The sequence below is a fragment of the Vibrio fluminensis genome (assembly GCF_015278125.1).
GTDB classification, from domain to species: Bacteria; Pseudomonadota; Gammaproteobacteria; order Enterobacterales; family Vibrionaceae; genus Vibrio; species Vibrio fluminensis.
This window is the reverse complement of sequence record NZ_JADILO010000008.1, coordinates 99,258-121,612: the sequence shown is the minus strand read 5'-3', so window position 1 is coordinate 121,612 and position 22,355 is coordinate 99,258. Positions and strand designations below refer to the sequence as shown.

Sequence of the window (22,355 nt, the reverse complement as noted above, 5' to 3'; positions counted from 1 at the left end):
ACCGTCCTTGTTCTCTCTCGATTCTTTTGTCTTAGTTCTCGACTCTAAACTCTTTGGTCTCGACTCTAAATTCTAAAATCTAAACTCTCGCCTATCAGCACTCAGCTCTAATCTCTCGGTTCTCAAATCTCAGCTTTCAGCTCTACAAGCAAAAATGACAATTCTGATCATCCAGACCATGCGTACCATTGCGACTCGCGATATGTTGCTGACCTGCATCAAAGCCCATTTGGTAGCCTTGGTCAAGCACTGCTCGATTCATGGTCAGACGTTTTACGGCAAATTCATCGGGCGGGGCTATCACACGGATAGTCGCATCACTTGGTGGATTACGAATAAACTCTAGCGATTGGTTGTAGTTGTCCGCTCGTACTAACATAGATTCCGCTACCGTTGGATAACGAGCCAGCAAGCGTTTCATTAGCCAAGGAGCGCGAGCCGGACGCATCTTGTAATTCAGCGGTTGCGATAGCACCACGGTAATATCACGTGCCCCACGACGATACGCTTCTTTAACAGGAATCGAATCCGCCACGCCACCATCGGTATAGCAGCCACCAGAAAAACACGGTGTTGTGCGGTAGGCAATCGGCAGTGCTGTTGTCGCCTCTAACACATTTTCTAGGTTGCAGGGTTTCAATTGAAAATAGTCGGCATTGCCGGTTTCAATATTCGTCACTGCCGCATACATCGGGATTTGATAAAGTGCATTTTCATCCAATGGAAAACGATGATTAGACTCCTCAATCAACCAACGTACATCGACTAAATCACCACCACGCGCAAAGCGAGCGCGGTTAAAAAAGCGTTTATCGGTCGCCAACTCGGTAATCACTTGATAGCTTCGACCCGGCGCGTGAGACAAGTAGCCTAGTAAGTTAGATGCCCCAGCTGAAACACCTATTACAAAATCATAGGGTTTAAACTCTTGCTCCATAAAAGCATCTAATACGCCGCAGGCAAAAATGCCACGCATTGCGCCACCTTCCACTACTAAGGCTTTATTTGTCATTACTAACTCTACATATTCATTATTGTCTTGAGTATGAGAAGATTAGCGAAACATGTGCCACAACTCTAATTGCTTAAAGTTATCGGACTAATCAGCAATTTCTATCAATGTGGCGCAACCCCAGTAGTGGTTAGCTCAATTGCTTGTAAAAATAGACGGTCGCATCTAGTTCACCATTAGAGCTCAAGGCAAATTGCGGAATTTCACCAACTTGTTGATAACCAATGCTGTGATAAAGCAATGACGCTACATCTCCTTTACGCGTATCAAGCACTAACAGCGAAACGCCCAACTCTTGCGCCGCATGCTCCATCATGCTCATCAACGGTTTACTGATCCCTTTGCCTCTGTGCTGAGTTTTTACCATCAATTTCTCAACTTCGCCACGATGTCGACCATTGGCTTTGGAGCATAAACCCAGCTGCACCGCACCAATAACGTGTTGCTGTTCAAGCACGATATACAGTTTTCGCTCACCTTCTCTCAAATCCGATTCCACATTGAGCCAGTAATCATCGACTTGCGAGCTTTCAATTGGTAATACAAAACCAATCGACGCCCCCTCTTCCACGCTATCTATCAATAAATCACGTAGGTCAATTTCATAACCAGCAATGCTTGATATTTCCTTATATTCCAACATGTACTACTCCTTGAGGTTAATTGCCGCCCGCAATATCAATAAATGATCCGGTCACAAATGAAGCTTCGTCACTTAGCAACCAGGCTATCGCGCTAGCCACTTCTTCAACTCGCCCGCCTCGCTTGAGCGGTATCTTACTTGCTAAACGGTCAACTCTTGCTGGCTCGCCCCCATCGGCATGCATCTCCGTATAAATGCAGCCAGGTCGAACACCATTGACCCGAATATTGCGTTCTGCCAACTCAAGAGACAATCCTTTGGTTAGTGAGTCCATCGCACCTTTAGACGCGGCATAGTCTATATATTCAAACGGCGCACCTGTTCTTGATGCCGCCGAAGAAACATTGACGATTGAACCGTCGCTTGGAAGCTGTTTGATAAACTCTTTACTACAAAGAAAACAACTCATTACGTTGGTATCTAGAATAGTGCGAAAACGCTCTGAACTGATGTTTTCCAGGGTGGATTGTAAGGAAAGAATACCGGCATTATTGACCAAGTGAGTGACGCGACCATATCGACTGGTCACTGCTTTGAACATCGCTTTCACTTGCTGTTCATCTGCGACATCCGCTCGAACTGAAAAAGCTTCACCACCTTGCTGTTGTATTGCCGTTACTACGTTTTCTGCGGACTCAGCATCATTTATGTAATTCACACATACCCAATAGCCTTGACTCGCCAGCAGTTTGCACGTTTCTGCACCAATGCCTCGACCACCTCCAGTGACAATCACTACTTTTGCCATCCTATCTCCTAACCCTTTCGCTTCCTTACAACTATCGAACTAGTGTTCTACATCAATGGTTAAGTTTCAACCAATTGGATACCTTCTTTTACAATTGCTTTTTTTACTATTGATGCCGCTCTCAGAAACGAAAAAGCCCGCACAAGGCGGGCTCAAGATAGATGTTGTCGAACTTAGCAGATTTGACCTGCGGTAATCGCAATATCTTGTTTGTTGTCGATCGTTGCCTGAGCAACCAAACGTAAACCTTCAACAATCACATCCAACGACATGGTTGCTTGGTTACCGGTGGTATCTTGCGATGGCAATAGAGGAATATGCACGAAACCATGAGCAATGTTCTTACCACTTAAGTAATGCTGCACACCATAGAATAAGTGGTTACACACAAAAGTACCCGCCGTGTTCGATACTTGGCATGGAATGCCGTTTTCTTGTAACGTGCGTGTGATTGCTTTGATTGGCAAGGTCGTAAAGTAAGCATCTGGACCGTCGGCTACAACCGGCTCATCAACTGGTTGATTACCCCCATTGTCAGGAATACGGAAATCATCAACGTTAATTGCAACACGTTCCGGCGTAATACCAGCACGACCTGCCGCTTGACCAACCGTAATAACAAAATCTGGTTGATGTTGTTCAATTGCTGCGATAACCGTATCTACCGACTCATAACGAGTAACTGGCACTTCACATACGACAATCTCACCACCATCAAGCTTTGCTTGAGCCAGTTTATTCACCGCTTCTAGCGCAGGGTTAATTGACGCGCCACCAAATGGTTCAAAACCAGTAATTAGTACTTTTTTCATCATTATTCTCAAAACGCAAAGCTATACATAAGGAAGATATTAAACGTCAGTATCGCCAGACCTGGGATCACCTGCATCATAATAACATGGTGTTTATTCTTCAGTTCAAGGAGCGCTGCAGGCACAACGTTAAAGTTGGCCGCCATTGGCGTCATTAGCGTACCGCAGTAGCCAGACAGCATACCTAACACACCAATAATTGCCGCGTTACCGCTATGATCTAGAATAAGTAGCGGAATACCGATACCTGTGGTGATAACGGCAAACGCCGCGAACGCGTTACCCATAACGATAGTAAATAGCGTCATGCCAACACAGTAAGCAATCACTTTCACTAACAGCATGTTTTCTGGGATCATTAGCTTCACAATTGAAGCTACGGTATCGCCCACTCCTGCTTGATTAAACAAGTAACCTAGCGCGGCGAGGAATTGAGACAGAATCGCAGCCCAGCCTATCGAGTCAATCAAACGACGACCTTCATTCAGACTGTGCATTGGCTGACTCTTAGTGATCACCAAAGCTACGATAATCGCCGCAATAGAGCTAATGCCTAGACCAACCAGTGCACCTAGAGAAGTTAGCTGGCTGATCAAAACTGTACCAGCAGGAACGACAATCGCTGGAATAAACAGTTTGTTCTTTAAAACAGAAGCACTTTGCTTGCGCTCTTGATCATTGGTTGTGCCGTAGTTGCCTGTGCCCATAAAGCCACCAGCCGCTAAAGCTGTCAGTGCTAAAACCATCACACCGGTGACCCAGTGAGGGATCATCGCACCAAAAATAAAGGTAATGCCGTAGATTAGCCAAAACAGACCGCTACCAATACGTTTAGGGTTCTGTTTATCTAGGAAACTTTGCAGTGAAAAAGCTAGTAGCAGTAAGCCGGTAGCTTGGTATACATATTCAAGCATGGATTATTGCTCCTGTTACGACGCGTGGGTCGTTTCGCTGGTTGTCGCTTTATTTAAACGCGCACTGATGTATTTAGTGTAAATCCCGAAGACCACAAACGATGCGATAGCTGTTGGCAGCGCCCAAAGCGCCATTGTTTCCAATTTCACGTCAAGTTGGTTATCGCCCATTACGCCTTTAATCAGTAGTAGACCACCAGTACCAATGAACAGCAATTGGCTAAAGAAGTTACCAAAGTTCTCACTTGCCGCAGACAACGCGCGAATCGTTTGACGTTTCTCATCAGCGAGATTCGGTGATGCTTTCTCAGCTGCCGCTTCTGACATAGGAGCAATCAGCGGACGAATCATAGACGGGTGACCACCGATGTTTAATCCCATACCATTGGTGATCTTACGCAGCAATAAGTAAGTCATTAAAATCTTACCCACTGAGGCTTTTTTCATTGAACCAATCAGATCCTCTGCACGTTGACGCAAGCCGTAACGCTCAAGAATACCTATCATTGGCAGTACCAAAATAAACAGCGACATGTAACGGTTCTGGGTAAAAGATTGACCAAGAGCAGATAGAATATCCATCACCGCAATGTCTGCCACCAAACCAGTAGCAACACCAGCAATTAAAATTACCAATAGAGTATTTTGCTTTAGAGCCAACCCTACTGTGATTATCACAATGCCAATTAATGGCCATAAATCGATCATAGGTTTTCCCTAAACTTCCCGTAATTATTATTTTCAATCAATACGTTAGAAATTCGTATTGATGCTTCGAGTATAAGGAACAAAAAACACGTGCTTCAATCGGGATTTTTTGTGATATCCAACAGGTTATTTTGTCGAAATCCACCATGAGATCGGATCTGTTTCACACAAAAAGCTGGTATGGCAAGTGACGCAAAAATCCATTTGTTCGCTATATTCGTAAAGACACCTGTCAATAAGAGCAAAAGGAACCCGCTATGTACCGTAAAGCACTCTGCACAATAGCCATTACAACACTGCTACCCCACTATGCGCTTGCAGGTAATGACATAACCTACCAAGCCGCCGAGCAAGATTACCAAGGCTACTGGTCCGAAGTGAGTGATGATGCCCCTCTGGTTTTACTTGTCCACGACTGGGATGGGTTAACACAATACGAACAGCAACGAGCTAAGATGCTCAATGAAATGGGATATAACGTGTTCGCTGTCGACCTATTCGGTAAAGGTGTACGCCCAACCAAAGTAGAAGACAAACGTCAGCACACCGGTGAACTGTATAAAGACAGACAAAAATTGCGCGCATTGATGAATGCTGGCGTTCAGGAAGCACTGAGACTGGGTGGCAACATCGATAATATGGTAGTGATGGGTTATTGCTTCGGTGGAGCGGCGACACTTGAATCCGCGCGTGCGGGCATGCCAGCTAAAGGTTTTGTCACTTTCCACGGCGGGTTACAGACACCTGATGGACAAAGTTATACTGAGACCAGCGCGCCTATTCTCGTCCTTCATGGCACCGCAGACAAAGCGATCCCAATGAGTCAATTTGCTCAGTTGGCGGTAGAGTTAGAAGAGAATCAAATTCCGCATCAAATGATCACATACAGCGGCGCACCACACGCATTCACTGTATTTGAGTCCAAAAACTACCGAGAAGATGCAGATAAAAAGTCATGGCAGGCTTTTAATACTTTCCTTACTACCAACACTAAATAATTACCGCCGCTTGAAGTAGCGGTTTAGGGCTGATAAAAAATACCCCCTGCATTTGGCAGGGGGTAATCACTTTACGCTTTAGGTTTGCTGTGATGGTTTAGTAGAATCTCATCACTTTCAATCTCTTTGCGGTATTCTTGGTACGCCTTCGTTAGCTCATCAATTTTCGACTTCATCTCTGGCTTACCAATTAGGTTAAACACCTCATATGGATCTTCCTCGATGTTGAACAGGTATTTACCTTTACCGTCGCGGTCAATGATCAACTTGTAATCATCAATACGCACTGCGTATTCGTTGATTGGGTCATCTTGGTAAGGCATGTCGATGGTCCAAACCATTGGTTTGCTACGTTCAACTTCGCCACCTTTGAATGCGGTAGTGAATGACACACCATCAATTGCGCGGTCAGTCGGCAACTCAAAACCAATCATTTCTGACAGTGTTGGCACAATATCTAGACCATAAACTGGCTCATGTGATGCACTGCCCTGTTTGATGCCAGCACCTGCCATAATTAGCGGTACGCGAATACCACCTTCAAACAAGTTATCTTTACGACCACGTAAACCACCTGTTTCACCTGCCATGTTCAGTTCCCATGGCTTACGCGCTTCACGGGTTACCGGACCATTATCTGATGAGAATAGGAAAATCGTGTTGTCGTATTCACCCAGCTTTTTCAACTCGTCAACGATACGACCAAGTTGTGCATCCATGTAAGTAATGTTGGCGTAGTACTCACCCTGACCACGATATGGCTGACCTTTCCAGTCCCAGTGGTAAAGATCTGGATTCTGTTTGGCGAAATCCGTGATGTAATCGCTGTACATGTCCAAATATTCTTTTGGTGACGCGATTGGCGTGTGAACTTCAGGGAATGGTACATACAAGAAGAACGGCTCTTCTTTGTTGATGCTGTTTAGCCATTGAATAGATTCATCGGCAACCACACCGCCAGCGAAGTCATTGGTTTCACCGACAGGTTTACCATTGCGGATAAAGTTATCAGGGTAAATTTTACCATGACGTAGGCTACCATCTTCACGAGGCTTTTCTACTTTAGCATTCTTTTGCCAACCCGCGTACATCGCAAATGAGTAGTCAAAACCTAGGTCTTTCGCTTGTGGGTGATCATCCATGTGCGCGCCACCATTTAGGTGCACTTTACCCATCAGCGCCGTGTTGTAGCCTTCGTCTTGCAACATGTGAGCAAGCGTACGCTCACCCCAACCAATGTGTACGTTTTGGCTATCTGGGATCCAAGAACGAATACCTGTACGGTATGGAGTACGACCTGTCAGCATACCCGCACGTGAAGGTGAACACAGTGGCGCTGGCGCGTAGTACTGAGTAAATTTAATGCCTTGTGCGGCAAGCGCATCAATGTTTGGCGTCTTAACGATTTGGTGACCGTAAGATGCCAAATCTCCGTAGCCAAGGTCATCGACGTAGAAAAGTACCACGTTTGGCTTGTCTGCCGATTTTGTTTCCGTTGTTGCATTGCTTGCACAAGCTGATGTGGCCACCACAGTCATTGCAATGGTGCTTGCTAGTAATGTCTTTTTCATTATTTTTCCTTCGAATAGAAAATCCAATACTTGGATCCGTTACCCACCACACCTCGCTCCCACCGCAGTGAAAGCAAGCTGTAGAGAATTCTGTTTATTCTTTCTTTTTGATGTCCTCTAACTCAGAGGATATTGCGCACGATGTAATTCATCGCACCTTGGGTATTTTTGAAGAACATCTTATAAGACTGGCAAAGGTGGTTTTCACCATTTGGCTTGGCATGATTTGGACAGCCACCATTACACATCGGCAAAAATTCACATTTCTGGCATTTCATAGTATTACGTAATGTGAGGAACTTGGTGTGAGCGGGGGTTTGAATCGACTCTGCAAACGAGTCTGTCGCGATATTGCCTACTCGATACTTGTCTTCAACAAAGTGGTCGCAGGAATAAAGATCACCATTTGACTCAATCACTAACGGTGCGCCGCACTGCTTTTGGTTAAAACAGATCAGTGGGTGCCCATTGGCATAATAAGAAAGTGAGCTTTCAAAATTCATCACAAACATAAAGCCGATGTCTTGCTCGACCCATTCTTTGAATACATCAAGTAAGAACTTACCAAAACCTTTCTCTGGCACAGTGAAGTTCACTGGCGTGTTTTTCTTGTATGTGACAATCGGAATAAACTGAATGTAGCGAACGCCGATCTCTTTTAAGTTGTTGTAGACCGATTTTCCCTTATTCCAGTTGGCACTGTTCACTGTGCACAATACGTTGTACTCAACACCATATTGATTGAGCAGTTTGATGCTCTCTTTAACCGTTTGGTAAGTGCCTTTGCCCGAGGTAGTAATACGATAATGGTCGTGCGCAGCTTGGGTACCATCTAAAGATATACCGACCAAGAATTGATGTTGCTTTAAGAATTCAGCCCACGATTTATTGAGGGTCATGCCGTTAGTTTGCAGCGCACTAGTGATGGTTTTGCCATTGGCGTATTTTTTTTGTAACGCGACGGCTTTTTGGAAAAACTCCAGTCCAGCCAAAGTGGGCTCGCCACCTTGCCAAACGAAATTGACTTGCGGGGTTGGCGATTCTTGAATGTATTTTTCAACGAATAGCTCGAGCGTTTCATCGCTCATTGTATCCAACGGTTTATCACTCAAAGAATCTTTGGTGCCCAAATAGAAGCAATATTCACACTTCAAATTGCATCTATCACTAACCGGCTTTGCCATAACCGTAAATGTATTATTAACCATCTTTAAAACCACAAAAATGCATCCAGCGCTTATCTCGATGCATACCGCCTTAACTCAATGCACGGCGGCGTAATAATGCATAACACAGCAGCGAATTTTGGGTAGCAAAAAACACCCAAGGCAGTCTTCGTAGCTCGATTTCTGTTGGGTTTTACTGTGTAGAAAGTGGTCTGGAATAGCAAAGTAAGAGTAACCATCCGATTTAGTTACATTTTATTCACTTTGCCAAATTGAGCCGGGCATCCATTCGCCCAATCCGACGCGGCGCGGATAGTACACACATTGCTAGTGTCTAAAAGCGATCTTTGTCGCAATTACAACTTATGCAAACGTTTAAATAGTCAATTAATGAGCAAGATGTCACAATATTTGTTCGTTTGTCAGAATATAACCACAAACAGAAACCAAACCCTCATTTCAATTACTATTCAAAAAACCACTGACACTATTTTTGGTTACTAACAATTTGTTTACTCATATCAATTCATGCCCCTCCATAACTGCCGCTCAACAACACCAAATCATTCACTGAGTAAGGCGTTGTTCAGTAAGTTACACAACAACGAATAAATACTTGTTCTGATAGATATACCCTCTATGCTAAAGTGCGCGACTGCTCAATACTGCACGACTGCTGATAACCTAAAGGTAAACCCATTATGTCATTTTCATCTCTTACTCTTAGTGCTGATATTATTGCTGCACTGCCTAATGACATTAAGAGTCCAACCGAGATTCAAACACTCGCCATCCCTCAACTTGTTGCGGGTAAAGATTTGCTCGCCTTAGCCAATACAGGCAGCGGCAAAACACTGGCTTATGGTTTACCGCTGATTCAACAACTTTTAGAAGATAACCTGCAACAGCAATCTCTTGTCCTAGTGCCAACTCGAGAACTCGCCACCCAAGTAGCCAGTGCTATTGACGTTATTGCGAGTAAACTTCAGCTAAACACTGCATGTCTAACGGGTGGCGTTGATAAAGAACAACAGAAACAAGCGCTCGCTGGTAATCCGCAGATTATAGTTGCCACAACTGGGCGCATGATTGATTTATTGGCAGACGAAGCATTAGACGCAACACGCATTGCTCGTTTAATTCTGGATGAAGCAGACCGCCTACTTGATATGGGCTTTTGGCATGACGTACAAAATATTGTTGGTCAAATTGCTGCCAAACGTCAAACCGCTATGTTTTCTGCCACTTTCTCAACCGAGCTAAAACAGAAAGCCTCGCAATTGATGTTCCAACCTATCGAAGTTGCCGCGCACCAAGCAAACAGCACTAACCAAGACATCGCAAAAACCCTTTATCTGGTTAACAAAGGCAGCAAGACTAAGGCTCTAATTCACCTTCTTGAACAAAACCATTGGTCACAGGTACTGGTTTTCATCGGCGCGAAAGAAAATGCTGATAGTCTTAGTAAAAAGTTGACTAAGGCGGGCATTCAAACAACGTGTTTGCATGGCAACAAAACGCAACAAGAGCGCGAAGAAGCATTGGAGCAGTTCAAATCTGGCAAAGCGCGCGTACTGATTGCTACCGATTTACTTGCGCGTGGTATTCATATTGATGAATTGCCAGCGGTGATCAACTTTGAGATACCAAGCTATGCCGAAGTGTATGTTCACCGTGTCGGTCGTACTGCTCGTGCTGGTAAACAAGGCGTGGCAATTTCTTTAGTGTGTCACGGGGAAACCGCGGCGCTCAATGCGATAAGAGAGTTAACCCAGCGAGCTTTACCACTGGTGGAGATGGCAGAATTTCCGGTGACCGATAAACCGCCAAGTGGCGAAAGCAAACGCGCACCTCGCGATAAAAAAGCCAACCGTCGCACCAATAGTAAGAAGAGTATTAAACAGTTCCAAGCGAAGAAACCGAAGAGAATATAGGTTCAAATAACAATCGCGGTAAATAACTTCTCCGACCATTATGAAAAGAGCCGATCATCATCGGCTCTTTTTATCACTTTCAACACGGTTACTTTTCTATTCGCATTACATTATCAAGATGTTCACGCATGCAGTTTTCAGCTTGATTCGCGTCTTTTGATTTGATGGCATTGAAAATCATCAAGTGCTCTTGATAGTTCTGCTTATGATAAGGCGTATATTCTGAAGGGTTACGCGTCATAATCAGCCAAGAAATTAATGATTCATACAGTGATGACACCATCGGGTTTTTGATGATATCGATGATGCAGCGATGGAATGCGATGTCTGAACTCACAAAGGCATCATAATCTTCACAGTGGACTTTGTTTTGCTCAAGGATCACTTCAAGCTTAGCGAGATCCTCATCAGTACGAACCAGCGCCGCCTCACGGACGATCGCAATTTCAAATAATTGTCTTAGGTGCTCAAATTGGCGCTTTTCATCTTTTTGCGAGAGTAAACCAATCGCTAAGCCCGATACGTTGTTCATCAGTGTCTCGGTGCAAGGCTTAGTAACACGGGTTTTCTCACCGCTCTTTATCTCAACTAGACCTTTTTGTGAAAGCTTCATCAACGCTTCACGTACAGAAGGTCTACCCACGTCAAACGCGGCCATTAACTCACGCTCAGAAGGCAGAGTATCCCCTTCCTTTAACGTGTTATTAATAATGAGTTTTTCCAGCTCTTCGGCCACACTGTCAGACAGTTTGGTCTTTTTCATTGGTTTCAAAGGAAACGAAGTTAACTCCATAAGAGTTCCCTCTTAAAAAATACTAAATTTATTGTTATTTCATCAAATACAAGCACTATTCGATTTTGCCAAGACGTCAATTCCAACTAGTTTAAATCCTAAACTCGGGCAGTAAAGTATTTCTACGTTCTACTTTATACTCTATGTCACCCATAGGGATTGATGCAAAAGGGAATCTCATTGTCGATTCTATCTGCGACCATCCGCCCATGGCTGCCATGAATTTATCGACGGCTGCATTGCAATAGCCTTGCTCAGTAATGTATGGCGCGATCTCTTCTGCCATAAATTGCTGAATACGGTTCTCTAGCTCCAAAGCTGAAGACTCAAGTGCCAAGCAATCTCTCGTCCATAGTTGCGTCGCCCTCGGATTAAGACAACACACATTGGAATAAGCACCAAGCGCCCCCTTATAGGCATCAGTTGCCAAAAAATGTCCGGCTACGAAAATTGATGCTTTCTTAGCTAAACCTGTCGCTTCAATTTCTGGCGTTATCCTTGGTAACTTAAAACCAACTAAGCTTGGAATTGAGTCAAACAGCTCATCGAGTTCTTCGGCGGTTAGGTTTACCTTTGCATGAGGTGGATTGTACAACACTAGTGGCACACCTTGTGCAACTTGTTGAGCTTTATTCATAAACACTTTAGCGACCGATAACGAACAGGGAAACCAATCAGGTAAAATCACTTGAATTGCTGTCGGGTTTAAACTTGCTGCAAATTCGATTCGTGCCAACGCAGCTTGCGGGTGACAATGACTCGCGCCAATTTGAAACGGCATTTTGGCAAGCGTACATTTTTGTGCTAACAACTTGCTGATCTGCTGATATTCATCTTCAGATTGGGTATAAAACTCACCTGCCGTACCGTTTGAATAAATGCCATCAACGCCAGCGTCGATATAACTCTCTATTTGCTGTTCTAGTCGAACAAAGTCGATTTCTTCATTATTAATCGGCAACAAAAGCGTTGCCCAATTACCGCTTATCATAATAAGGCAGCCCTCACTTTGATCACGACTTTATCGACCGACTCCAACTCACCTGAGAGTTGTACCATTGGTCGATGCCATTCCTGAGGATAAAAAACGCAATAGTGACCTTGCTCTAAGGTAATGAATTGCTCATTCATTACAGTATCTTTAAGTTCACAATCATTGTTAAACGGCTGATCTTGCATAAAACTGAGTGCTTCTGGTTCCACCACAAATCCCAGCGTCTCGCTCCCCGTTAAAGTAAGGTGAATATCAATGTACTCTTTGTGGATCTCCGCTTGAGATCCTTCGAGATATCTTGCCTTACCTCTAATACGATTAACGAATACATCGTCCCCTTTGATCTTATTGATGCCATCAGGCATCTGCTCCAGATCTTGCGCTAACACTGAGGCGATAATCTCGCCAAACACTTTGTCTTGTGACAAACAACTTACGCTTGCAAATACCATGGTCATCAGCAGCGATTACTCGCTGCTGCCTACTAATCAATCAAAGGAAATAATTCGGTAAGAACATCACAAGTTGTGGGAACAAAATAATAATGCCCAACACAACAATGAGAGGAACTAAGAAGATCAAAACAGAACGTGCTAGGACTTCATATGGGATCTTACCCACCTTAGCCACGACAAATAACGAGACCCCCATCGGTGGCGTTAATATCCCTAACATCATGTTCATGACAACCACAATGCCAAAGTGAACTGGATCAATACCAAGTTGAATGGTCACTGGTAGCAAAATCGGAATAAGGATCAGTAGCAAAGCCAAGGTTTCAATAAAGGCACCTAGGATGAACAGCATCACTGAAACCAGGATGAGGAATACCAGCGGTGAGTCCGTGACTTGTAAAAAGAGCTCCGCAGCTTTTAAAGGGATGTCTTCTTTGACGATAACAAAGCCAAACAGACCCACACCGCCAATCAAAAAGCCAATTACTGCCGATGTATTGACTGATTCATGCACAACCTCAAGTAGACGCGAAACCGTTAGCTCTCGATAAACAACGAAACCTAAAAACATCGCGTAAAGAGAGGCAACAACTGCGGCTTCAGTCGGTGTCACTATGCCAGAGAAAATACCGCCGATAATTAATACTGGCGTCATTAGAGCAAGCGAAGCGTCTTTAAATGAATAACAAATCGTTTTAAATGATGCTCGTGGGTAAACTGGATAGCCTTTTTTCTTCGCTATAAAGTACACCATCACCATCAATGACACGGCACACAACAGCGCAGGAACCACGCCAGCGAGGAACAGCGCACCAATCGAAGCGCCTGACATTACCCCATAGATAACGATGGGAATACTGGGTGGCATCAAAGGACCAATAACACTCGATGCCGCGGTGATTGCGCCAGCAAATCCGTCGTCGTAGCCTTCATCACGCATCGCTTTGATTTCAAGTTGTCCTAAGCCGCCCGCATCTGCGTGTGCAGAGCCAGACATCCCTGAGAACAAAAGGCTCGCTAACACATTTACATGCCCAAGAGACCCAGTTAAATGCCCGGTTAAGTCGCGAGCAAATTTAAACATTTTGTCGGTGATACCCGCTGAGTTCATCAGCAAGCCACTGAAGATAAAAAACGGCACTGCTAGCAAAGGGAAAGAGTTCAAACCGGCGATAATTTTCTGTGCAGCAAGAGCAATACCACCATTCATCAATAAATAAATAATCGACACTACGTATAGGGTAAAAGCAACTGGCATGCCGATTGCCAACAATGCTCCCCAACCACCAAAAATACTAAACATAACTATTGCCCTACTTACATAGATGGGAGGTCACTGTGCTGTCACCTCTTTGCGGTTGAACCAATTTTGAGAAAGAGATGGCCGCGTTTAAAAAGCATTTGATGAAGACAAGAACGAAGCCCAGCGGCACTGCGCCATAGAGTGCTGACATTGGCACATCCATGGTGACCGAGCCTAATCGATCCATACGCTCTGCAAAAAGGTAACCGTAGTGAATGATCACAACCGAAATCACAGCAAATAGACCATGAATGAAAATATCCAGTACCAGGTTCGCTTTATCACCTAAGCGGTTTGGCAACATGTCGATTGCAATATGATCCCTTCTGGAAATCGCTTCACTTGCACCAATGAACACAATGTAGATGTAAAGCCAGCGAGAAAGCTCTTCGGTCCAAGGGATGGCAAAACTAAAGAAATAGCGGCTTAAGATCTGTACCGAGATCACTGTCAACATGAGTAAAAATAGGAATATGGCTAGGTATTTTTCAACCAACTCCATTTTAGCAATTATCTTATACATAGTGAGTTCCTATTGAAGAGCGGAGCACTCCAAGCGCCCCGCTTCAATCAAGATTACTTGGCATCAATTAGAGTTTGAGTAAAGCCTTCGCCATACTGCTTATCCAAAGCCGCATAGAAAGGCTTCATTGACGCGCGGAACGGTTCAAGATCTGGATATGTCACCGTCACGCCAGCTTCTTTAAACAGCGCTAGATGTTTTTCAGTATTTTCATTAATACGGCGCTCGGCTTCATCACCACCCGCTTTAAGTGCGGCAACCAGCCAGCCCTGCTCTTGCTCTGAAAGGTCATTCCAACGATCCGAGTTAATTGAGATGGTTTGGTCTTGCACCACATGGTTCGTCATCGCCAAGTATTTCTGTACTTCGTAGAACTTCATCGCTTCAATAGACGGGATTGGGTTTTCTTGACCATCTACCGCATTAGTTTGCAGTGCTAGGTACACTTCTGCGTAGGCAATTGGTGAAGGAATCGCACCCGTTGCTTTGGCGTAGTCAATCAGTGCCTTAGCATTTGGCGTGCGAAGTTTCAGTCCCTTCATATCTTCATATGAATTTATTGCACGGTTTGATGTCGTTTGGCGCACGCCAAAGTACCAGCTATCAATTGGCTTAAGTTGGAAGTTCTCTTCCAATTCGCCGCGCACTTTCATCCCCCACTCACTATCTAAAATACGCTTTAGGTGATCAAAATCTTTTACGATGTAAGCGGTTTCTAGCGCGCCCAGTTCTGGAACATATTGTGCGTAACCACCAAATACTTGCATCGACATATCAATTTCACCTAGTGAAACTTGCTCAAGCATTTCGTGCACACTGCCTAACTGACCGCCCTCGTACAGACGCATGGTAAGCTCGCCACCTGACTGCTTTTCTAGCTCTTCAGCAGCTTTTAGCATACCGTGGTAAATTGGGCTGTTGTACGCTTCATTAAAACCCACTTTAAGTTCTGTGTTTGCATAGACGTTAGCAGCAAGCAAAGCAGAAGCAATTACGGTTAGTTTGAGGGTTGTTTTCATCGTCATGGTCTAATTATCCTTATTAGAATTGGATCTTATTGATAAGTGGTTGTTCACTTAGCAAACGGTTGATTTGACTTATATAGATGTCAATTTTCTTATAGTTTTCATCACTCGACCCACCACCGGTGTGTTGAGTTAGATGAACATTGTGTAACTGCCACAATGTTGAATCGGAATTGAGGGGCTCTTGAATGGTCACATCCAAACAAGCGTTAAAGCACTTGTCTTGATTGGCTTGCTCACTGAGTGCCGCTTCATCAACCACTTGTCCGCGCCCGACATTAATGAATGTCGCACTTGGTTTCATAGCTGAAAACAGCACAGAATCAAAGATTGCAAAGGTTTCGGTATTAGCGGGTATCGTGGAAATAATCACGTCATTGAGGGCAACTTTTTCAGCAAGCAGTGGTTTACCACCTGCCGCCATCTCTTGTTGATCAAAGCTTGATATCTCACAGCCAAACGGGAGCAACAACTGCTCGATGCGTTTGCCGATATTGCCGTAACCAACGAGTAGTACTTTGGCATCAGCAAGTAAACGCTTTGTCGGTCTCAGCTCATCTTTAACCCAGATGCTCTGTTGTTGTGCCTGTTTTAATGCAGGTAATTGACGATAGACCGATAACAAACTCGCCAGCACTTCTTCTGCGACGGCGACCGAGAAAAAATCATTTAAGTTATGCACCGACACAGGAGTGTCTTGTTTCCATACATAGCCATTGAAGTTATCGATTCCCACCGAATCGAGCAAAATCACCTTTAGGTTTGGCATTTGCTCAATCCATGCCGTATCAAAATTGCCGATAGCCACTTCAGCCTCTCGCCCCGCAGTAAGCTCGTTACGACCGTCGTTGAACGTTATGGTGATGTCACTAGATAGCTGAGTAAGAAAGTAGTCTTTTTCAGCATCATTGAGTATTGGGTGCACATAGATATTCATCATTGTTCCTTGTGCCAATTGGCGTGGCTGTTTTCTAAAATATCTAACCCCGCCTGAAGTGGAAAACAGTGATATACGGCTTCAGGTCGGTAGCTAAACTCACTCTCTATGTCAGCCGTAAGTTCCATTCCGATACCCGGTAAGTCAGGCAAGCAAAGGTGTCCATTTTGGATATAGTTGTCGAAATTGAACATGGCTGAACGAATTAAAAAGTCAGGCATAGGGTATTCAATGAGCTCGCTGCCAGAGGCAAAAGCTGCGATATAGTTTGCCATCATTGCAACCGGTCCACCCCATGAGTGCACCACTGCGTCAACCCCTCGCTGCTGTGCATAATGACAAACGTTAATGGTGTTCTCGATTCCCCCCAGAACTGAGGCATCAGGTTGAACGATGTTGTAGTAACCGCGATCAATACGCTCAAACAGCTCTTCTTTGGTGGTAACAATCTCGCCACCGGCAATAGACAACGTTGAGTCGTCACTAAGCAGGGGCAGTTGAGTAAGCTTGTCTAATCCCAAACTCTCTTCAATGAACACTAACTCCTCACCCGTGCGCTGAGTTACTTCCTTGGCGAACTCGCGAACTTGCTCAGCAGTTTGTCCGTTGACTGCCAAATTTTGCGTCATATCGACAGCCACACGAATACCGTATTTCTTGGCTGCATTGATGGTCCACACTGTTTTATCGATTTGATTGTGACGAGCTCTGATCTTAATGATGCCTATTCCACGTTGGTGCAGTTGCTGTAATTCCTGCTCCATAAACATTGGATGAAGCGAATCGCCACCAGATCCATACATGGCAATACTTGATGTTCTTGCGCCACCAAAAAGTTCGATAGCCGCACGATCTTGATACTTGGCATAGACATCAACTAACGCAATTTCCAAAGCGGAAAGTACATGCTGCGCCGCGCCTTGAAGCGACCAGTAGGCGGTAAGGTTTTTCGCTTTGAGTAAGCTATGTTGATAACCGTGAGATAAATCATCACCAATCAGATGAGGCGTAATTAACTCCACAATGGAACGAAATACATCGGGGGCAAATACGCCCAAATACCCTTCACCAATCCCTTTTAGGCCATTACTTAAGGTCACCTCAAGCATTGAGCAGCAACGAAGTCCATGTGGGAGATGTAACTCGTTCTCTGCACATCCCTCAAAACCATAAGGCGCAGTCAGAATCACCGGACGTATATGCTTAATAGTGACCATTAGATAAGTTCCTTCATAACGGGCAAGTAAGCCGCGCCAAGTACACCACTCGAATCGCCGTGCTCTGCTTTGCGAATCGGTGTATTGACATTTTTACTGAAGGTGTAGTGATTCAGTCTTTCTGCCACCAGCGGATAGATGGCGTCTTGATTCGACACTCCACCACCTAGCACGATCACTTCTGGGTCGATAATGTTAACAATGTTGCCAAGCACTCTCGCTAAACAATCTGAGTAGTACTCAACGTGTGCAACAGCGCTTTGATCTCCTTGTGCATAGGCTGCAAAAATTTCTTTAGCGGAAAGTGGAGCATGTTTAAGTGCCCACGTACGCTCGAAACCTGTTCCAGAAACAAAAGACTCGTTGCAATTATAGCTTCCGCAGTAACATTGAACGGCGGGTCCATCTTTCTCGGAATCAAAATGAGGTAATGGGTTGTGACCAATTTCGCCACCTAAGCCATGTTGACCATCGACGATATCACCATGAATAACAACACCACCACCACAACCCGTACCGATAATGACCGCGAGACAAGAATCTTGCGCTTCTTTCGCTGCGCCCGATTTGAACTCTGAAATCGCTAAGCAGTTAGCATCATTGGTTATCGCAACAGGCACAGAATAACTGGCGCGCAAATCTCCGATAAAGTCTTCACCGTTAAGATAGAGAATGTTTGCGCCTTGCATCTTGCCAGTCACACGATTAACCGACCCACAGCAACCTATGCCGATAGAATCAATCTCTGCTTTTTCAGACAAAGTGTCGATGACGCCTTTCACTACTAGTAAAAAGTCTGCATAGTTTGTTTTAGGGGTCTCCATGCGCAAGCGCTCAACCGCTTGAGCATTGTGGGGGGAGACAATCACCCCCTCCACTTTGGTCCCACCGATGTCGAGACCAATTAGCATAAGCCAGCCTCAACCAATTGCTCTAACTTGGCTCGGTTTTCTGCGCTAACTTGATTCATCGGGCGACGACACGCATCAGTGCTTAGAATGCCTTTCAGTTTAAGTACATATTTCAAACCAGGGATAACACCTGCCGAAACTAACGCGTCAATCACTTGGTTAGCTTCACGTTGTAAACCAGTCGCTTTAACAACATCACCAGCTTGAATCGCCTCATTGATAGCAAGAATGCGCTGCGCTTGAATATTGTATGTCGAACCGATACCACCTTTTGCTCCTGCAACTAAACCAGATGCTAAAATTTCATCAAAACCGTTAAATACTGTCTTGTCTGGATTGCCGCGTGTCAGTTGTTCCATCTGATACAAATCAGCCGACGTCTGCTTAAGCGCAACCACGCCATCAATATTTAGCAGTTCACTGATCTGGTCTCGATTAAGGCTCATGCCTGAAAACGCTGGGAAGTTATAAACAATCATCGGTTTGCCAGCCGCTTGCACGATGTCGGAATAATGTCTCTTCAACTGTTCAAAGCCGACTGGATAATAAAATGGCGTAACCGCAGAAATTGCATGATAAGGAAGGTCCGCCGCAGCTCGAGCTATCTTTTCACTCTTTTTGGTCGAGATATCGCCTACGTGAGCAATTAAAGTCGCTTCGGTTTGGCTTGCAACTTCTGCCGTTGCTTTGAGTAGATCAATACGCTCTTCCGTCGAGCAAAGAAACGCTTCAGCCGTCGAGCCGCCAACATATAAACCTTTCAAACCCGATTGGCAGTTAAACTCAACCAACTGCTGTAAATCGGCATAATTAATACTCTCATCTTGATTAAACGGAGTCAGTGTCGCTGCATAAAAACCAGAAAAATCCATTAGGGTGTCCTACCTGTTGACTTGATGGTTACACTATACCTGTTATACCAGTATAGTATCAGACACCGATCACAGTTATTGTGCAAGAATTAACCTTCATAGCGCATTATTTGATCAACGCAACACTTTGCCGATCCGTTTACTGTGACTAAATCGGCTTTATCAAGAGAGATAGAAGAACGTGGGAAGACGTTGCTGGAAGCGCGAGTTATACAAATCCCTTCTTGTGAACGTATGGTTTCAAGAAGGGAGTGATAAATGATCGTGATTTTGACGACAAAGAACGCTACGTGGTTACACCAGCATTCCCTTCATAATAGGCAGATAAGCCGCACCTAACACGCCGCTTGAATCGCCATGCAGTGCTTGTTTAACTGGAGTTGTGACATTTTTACTAAAGGAATAGTGTTTCAGCTTTTGCTCCACCAATGGGTAGATTGCAGATTGGTTAGAAACGCCGCCCCCTAATACGATCACTTCAGGATCAATTACGTTGACGATCGAACCTAAAACCCTTGCGAGGCAATCTGCGTAATATTCAACGTGTTCAACGGCATCTTTGTCGCCATTAGCGTATCGATTAAAGATCGCTTTTGCTGACAACTTGTCATGTTTTTGTACCCACGTACGCTCAAACCCAGTACCGGAAACAAACAGCTCATTGCAGTTGTAAGAACCGCAGTAACACTGAGTAGCTGGGCCATCCTTTTCAGGATGATAGCTCGGTAAAGGGTTGTGCCCTATCTCACCGCCCAAGCCATGTTGACCATCAACGATGTTGCCATGAATAACGATCCCGCCACCACAGCCAGTGCCAATGATCACTGCCAAACATGAATTAAGAGCCTCTTTTGCTGCACCGGTTTCAAACTCAGATATCGCCAAACAGTTGGCATCATTGGTTAACGCGACCGGAAGGCTATAATGCGCACGCAAATCACCAAGAAAGTCTTCTCCATTGAGATAAAGTATATTGGCGCCTTGTATCTTGCCTGTAGCACGATTGATTGAACCGCAGCAACCCACACCGATAGACTGCACTTCGGTTGTCTCCATCAAACTATCAATCACTGACTTTACTGCAGCCAAAAATGCTTGATAACTCGACTTGGGAGTATCAATACGAATACGCTTAACGACGTCTCCACTGTCAGGCGATACAATCACACCTTCAATTTTAGTTCCGCCAATATCTAACCCAATCAGCATTGCACTGCCCTCACGATCTGCTCTTTTCGCCTAAACAAGTCAACGTTTCAAACCAATATTGAAAATAGTCTGTCCGCTATTACAAATAACGTCACCTATTACGACTCAATCTCATGACTCTGAGCACTAATTTCTTCGTTTACCGAGCGACAAACATGGTTTCTATATTGACGGTGTCATACCAGTCACATAAGAAAGTCACGCGAGAAAACTTTTGATAGGAGCTTCGCTTCTTTCATCGCTATTACTTATCAAAATAATAGTTAGGACAAATTAGCCCCTTGCAACTAACAGGCGTAAATTCGCTCCATCGAAATTATGAGAGCAAAAGAATGACTGCGCTGACATCCACACCTTCTAGTATTGCCTTTGGCAATTCAAACAAACTTAAGAGCAGTAGCAAACGTCTTATTGGTCCTGCATTCATCGCTGCCATTGGCTATATCGACCCTGGTAACTTTGCGACTAATATTGAATCTGGCTCGGCTTACGGCTATCAACTGCTTTGGGTTGTGCTCTGGGCTAACCTCATGGCAATGCTTATCCAATACCTTTCGGCTAAATTAGGTATTGTGACTGGCAAAAACCTTGCCGAGCACTTACGCGACAACTTACCGAAATGGGCGGTGGTACCCTACTGGATCCAAGCTGAAATCATCGCGATGGCAACCGACCTTGCTGAGTTCATTGGCGCAGCAGTTGGCTTTCAATTGCTGCTTGGAGTGAGCTTATTTGAAGGGGCTGCAATCACAGCACTGTTTAGCCTCGCGATTCTTACTCTCGGTCGTCGTAGCCAAAAACCACTTGAGATGTTTATTGGTGCTTTGCTGATTATCGTCGCGGGTATTTATATCGTCGAATTGATGTTAGCCAAACCTGAGCTTGCCCCAATGGCAACAGGCTTATTTGTGCCTACTCTTACTGAGCCAAAGCAAGTCTATTTGGCGGCAGCGATCTTAGGTGCAACCGTAATGCCTCATGTCGTGTACTTGCACTCAGCGCTATTCAGCGGAAAAAACGAGCACAGCACGAAACAACGGCTAAAAATGACGCGTGTTGATGTATTGATTGCAATGACTATCGCGGGTTTCGTCAATATCGCAATCATTGCCATGGCGGCGGCGGTCTTTCATCATACAGGACGCAGTGACATTGCCAGCATCGAAACCGCTTACCAAACACTGACACCATTGCTAGGCAAAGGCGCAGCACTACTATTTGGCTTATCATTGATAGCCTCAGGGCTGTCGTCAACGGTAGTAGGCACACTCGCAGGTCAAGTGGTCATGCAGGGCTTTGTGCATTTTTCCATTCCACTTTGGTTACGTAGAACGATCACTATGCTACCAGCGTTTGGCTTCATCGCGATGGGCGTAAGTACCACAGATATCTTAGTCGCGAGCCAAGTTGTACTGAGCTTTGGTGTAGCTCTAGCGATTATCCCACTGCTTGTTTTCACCAGTCGACGCAGCATCATGGGGAATTATAATAACCATCGCCTCATATTAGTTCTAGGCATCGTAATTATTAGCCTAGTACTTACCCTTAATGCATATTTGCTCTGGAGTTTGGTCGCTTAGTGCTGAAGCGCGTTGATACACTCGTCTTCA

General features: G+C 44.8%; 22 protein-coding genes. 3 read left to right on the top strand and 19 right to left on the bottom strand.

The genetic code is table 11. The features are described 5' to 3' along the window. Positions 1 to 142: 142 nt before the first annotated feature. The 6 genes from IRQ95_RS08150 to IRQ95_RS08125 all read right to left on the bottom strand — a co-directional run bounded on the left by IRQ95_RS08150 (position 143) and on the right by IRQ95_RS08125 (position 4,837). Positions 143 to 1,012, bottom strand: coding sequence for a patatin-like phospholipase family protein (locus IRQ95_RS08150; protein WP_194436467.1), 870 nt, complete (start codon positions 1,010 to 1,012; stop codon positions 143 to 145). Positions 1,013 to 1,142: 130 nt separating this feature from the next. Beyond that, positions 1,143 to 1,652, bottom strand: coding sequence for a GNAT family N-acetyltransferase (locus tag IRQ95_RS08145; RefSeq protein ID WP_194436482.1), 510 nt, complete (start codon positions 1,650 to 1,652; stop codon positions 1,143 to 1,145). Positions 1,653 to 1,671: 19 nt separating this feature from the next. Further along, positions 1,672 to 2,403, bottom strand: coding sequence for an SDR family oxidoreductase (locus IRQ95_RS08140; RefSeq protein ID WP_194436466.1), 732 nt, complete (start codon positions 2,401 to 2,403; stop codon positions 1,672 to 1,674). Positions 2,404 to 2,576: 173 nt separating this feature from the next. Then, on the bottom strand, positions 2,577 to 3,215 hold the full coding sequence (gene pcp, locus IRQ95_RS08135) for a pyroglutamyl-peptidase I (RefSeq protein ID WP_075648797.1): 639 nt from the start codon (positions 3,213 to 3,215) through the stop codon (positions 2,577 to 2,579). Between the two features lie 8 nt (positions 3,216 to 3,223). Beyond that, positions 3,224 to 4,129 carry a DUF979 domain-containing protein gene (locus tag IRQ95_RS08130; protein WP_075648796.1) on the bottom strand — a complete coding sequence of 302 codons (906 nt, stop codon included), beginning with the start codon at positions 4,127 to 4,129 and terminating at the stop codon, positions 3,224 to 3,226. Positions 4,130 to 4,144: 15 nt separating this feature from the next. Next, positions 4,145 to 4,837, bottom strand: coding sequence for a DUF969 domain-containing protein (locus tag IRQ95_RS08125; protein ID WP_194436465.1), 693 nt, complete (start codon positions 4,835 to 4,837; stop codon positions 4,145 to 4,147). Positions 4,838 to 5,094: 257 nt separating this feature from the next. On the opposite strand from IRQ95_RS08125, the gene IRQ95_RS08120 reads away from it, so the two are divergent. Beyond that, positions 5,095 to 5,835, top strand: coding sequence for a dienelactone hydrolase family protein (locus IRQ95_RS08120; RefSeq protein ID WP_194436464.1), 741 nt, complete (start codon positions 5,095 to 5,097; stop codon positions 5,833 to 5,835). A gap of 71 nt (positions 5,836 to 5,906) precedes the next feature. Here the strand turns inward: IRQ95_RS08120 and IRQ95_RS08115 are convergent, their stop codons facing one another. Then, positions 5,907 to 7,406 carry a sulfatase family protein gene (locus tag IRQ95_RS08115; RefSeq protein WP_194436463.1) on the bottom strand — a complete coding sequence of 500 codons (1,500 nt, stop codon included), beginning with the start codon at positions 7,404 to 7,406 and terminating at the stop codon, positions 5,907 to 5,909. Positions 7,407 to 7,528: 122 nt separating this feature from the next. Next, on the bottom strand, positions 7,529 to 8,590 hold the full coding sequence (locus tag IRQ95_RS08110) for an anaerobic sulfatase maturase (RefSeq protein ID WP_228481344.1): 1,062 nt from the start codon (positions 8,588 to 8,590) through the stop codon (positions 7,529 to 7,531). Positions 8,591 to 9,273: 683 nt separating this feature from the next. On the opposite strand from IRQ95_RS08110, the gene IRQ95_RS08105 reads away from it, so the two are divergent. Next, positions 9,274 to 10,506 (top strand): DEAD/DEAH box helicase, encoded by a 1,233-nt coding sequence (locus IRQ95_RS08105; RefSeq protein WP_194436461.1) that lies wholly within the window; start codon positions 9,274 to 9,276, stop codon positions 10,504 to 10,506. An 88-nt stretch (positions 10,507 to 10,594) separates the two neighbouring features. Here IRQ95_RS08105 and IRQ95_RS08100 read toward each other — a convergent pair whose 3' ends face one another. The 11 genes from IRQ95_RS08100 to IRQ95_RS08050 form a co-directional block, all read right to left on the bottom strand. Continuing rightward, a complete protein-coding gene (locus tag IRQ95_RS08100; protein ID WP_194436460.1) occupies positions 10,595 to 11,299 on the bottom strand; it encodes an FCD domain-containing protein in 705 nt (234 codons plus the stop codon). A 91-nt stretch (positions 11,300 to 11,390) separates the two neighbouring features. Next, positions 11,391 to 12,290 carry a dihydrodipicolinate synthase family protein gene (locus IRQ95_RS08095; protein WP_194436459.1) on the bottom strand — a complete coding sequence of 300 codons (900 nt, stop codon included), beginning with the start codon at positions 12,288 to 12,290 and terminating at the stop codon, positions 11,391 to 11,393. Further along, positions 12,287 to 12,751 (bottom strand): NanQ anomerase/TabA/YiaL family protein, encoded by a 465-nt coding sequence (locus tag IRQ95_RS08090; RefSeq protein ID WP_194436458.1) that lies wholly within the window; start codon positions 12,749 to 12,751, stop codon positions 12,287 to 12,289. Before IRQ95_RS08090 ends, IRQ95_RS08095 begins: the two co-directional genes overlap by 4 nt. Positions 12,752 to 12,785: 34 nt before the next feature. Then, entirely contained in the window at positions 12,786 to 14,051 is a 1,266-nt protein-coding gene (locus IRQ95_RS08085; protein ID WP_194436457.1) for a TRAP transporter large permease, read from the bottom strand. A gap of 10 nt (positions 14,052 to 14,061) precedes the next feature. Then, positions 14,062 to 14,574, bottom strand: coding sequence for a TRAP transporter small permease (locus tag IRQ95_RS08080; protein ID WP_194436456.1), 513 nt, complete (start codon positions 14,572 to 14,574; stop codon positions 14,062 to 14,064). A 53-nt stretch (positions 14,575 to 14,627) separates the two neighbouring features. After that, positions 14,628 to 15,599, bottom strand: a complete 972-nt coding sequence (locus tag IRQ95_RS08075; protein ID WP_194436455.1) for a sialic acid TRAP transporter substrate-binding protein SiaP — start codon at positions 15,597 to 15,599, stop codon at positions 14,628 to 14,630. 16 nt (positions 15,600 to 15,615) lie between these two features. After that, positions 15,616 to 16,536, bottom strand: coding sequence for an NAD(P)-dependent oxidoreductase (locus IRQ95_RS08070; RefSeq protein ID WP_194436454.1), 921 nt, complete (start codon positions 16,534 to 16,536; stop codon positions 15,616 to 15,618). Further along, positions 16,536 to 17,753 carry an enolase C-terminal domain-like protein gene (locus IRQ95_RS08065; RefSeq protein ID WP_194436453.1) on the bottom strand — a complete coding sequence of 406 codons (1,218 nt, stop codon included), beginning with the start codon at positions 17,751 to 17,753 and terminating at the stop codon, positions 16,536 to 16,538. The genes IRQ95_RS08070 and IRQ95_RS08065 overlap by 1 nt, the downstream gene beginning before the upstream one ends. Continuing rightward, positions 17,753 to 18,664 (bottom strand): ROK family protein, encoded by a 912-nt coding sequence (locus tag IRQ95_RS08060; RefSeq protein ID WP_194436452.1) that lies wholly within the window; start codon positions 18,662 to 18,664, stop codon positions 17,753 to 17,755. The genes IRQ95_RS08065 and IRQ95_RS08060 overlap by 1 nt, the downstream gene beginning before the upstream one ends. Then, positions 18,658 to 19,536: an N-acetylneuraminate lyase gene (locus tag IRQ95_RS08055; protein ID WP_194436451.1), complete on the bottom strand. Its 879-nt coding sequence runs from the start codon at positions 19,534 to 19,536 to the stop codon at positions 18,658 to 18,660. The genes IRQ95_RS08060 and IRQ95_RS08055 overlap by 7 nt, the downstream gene beginning before the upstream one ends. A gap of 294 nt (positions 19,537 to 19,830) precedes the next feature. Then, positions 19,831 to 20,745 carry an ROK family protein gene (locus IRQ95_RS08050; RefSeq protein WP_194436450.1) on the bottom strand — a complete coding sequence of 305 codons (915 nt, stop codon included), beginning with the start codon at positions 20,743 to 20,745 and terminating at the stop codon, positions 19,831 to 19,833. Positions 20,746 to 21,077: 332 nt separating this feature from the next. Here IRQ95_RS08050 and IRQ95_RS08045 point away from each other — a divergent pair, with 332 nt between their 5' ends. Continuing rightward, positions 21,078 to 22,325: an Nramp family divalent metal transporter gene (locus IRQ95_RS08045; protein WP_194436449.1), complete on the top strand. Its 1,248-nt coding sequence runs from the start codon at positions 21,078 to 21,080 to the stop codon at positions 22,323 to 22,325. Positions 22,326 to 22,355: the final 30 nt, after the last annotated feature.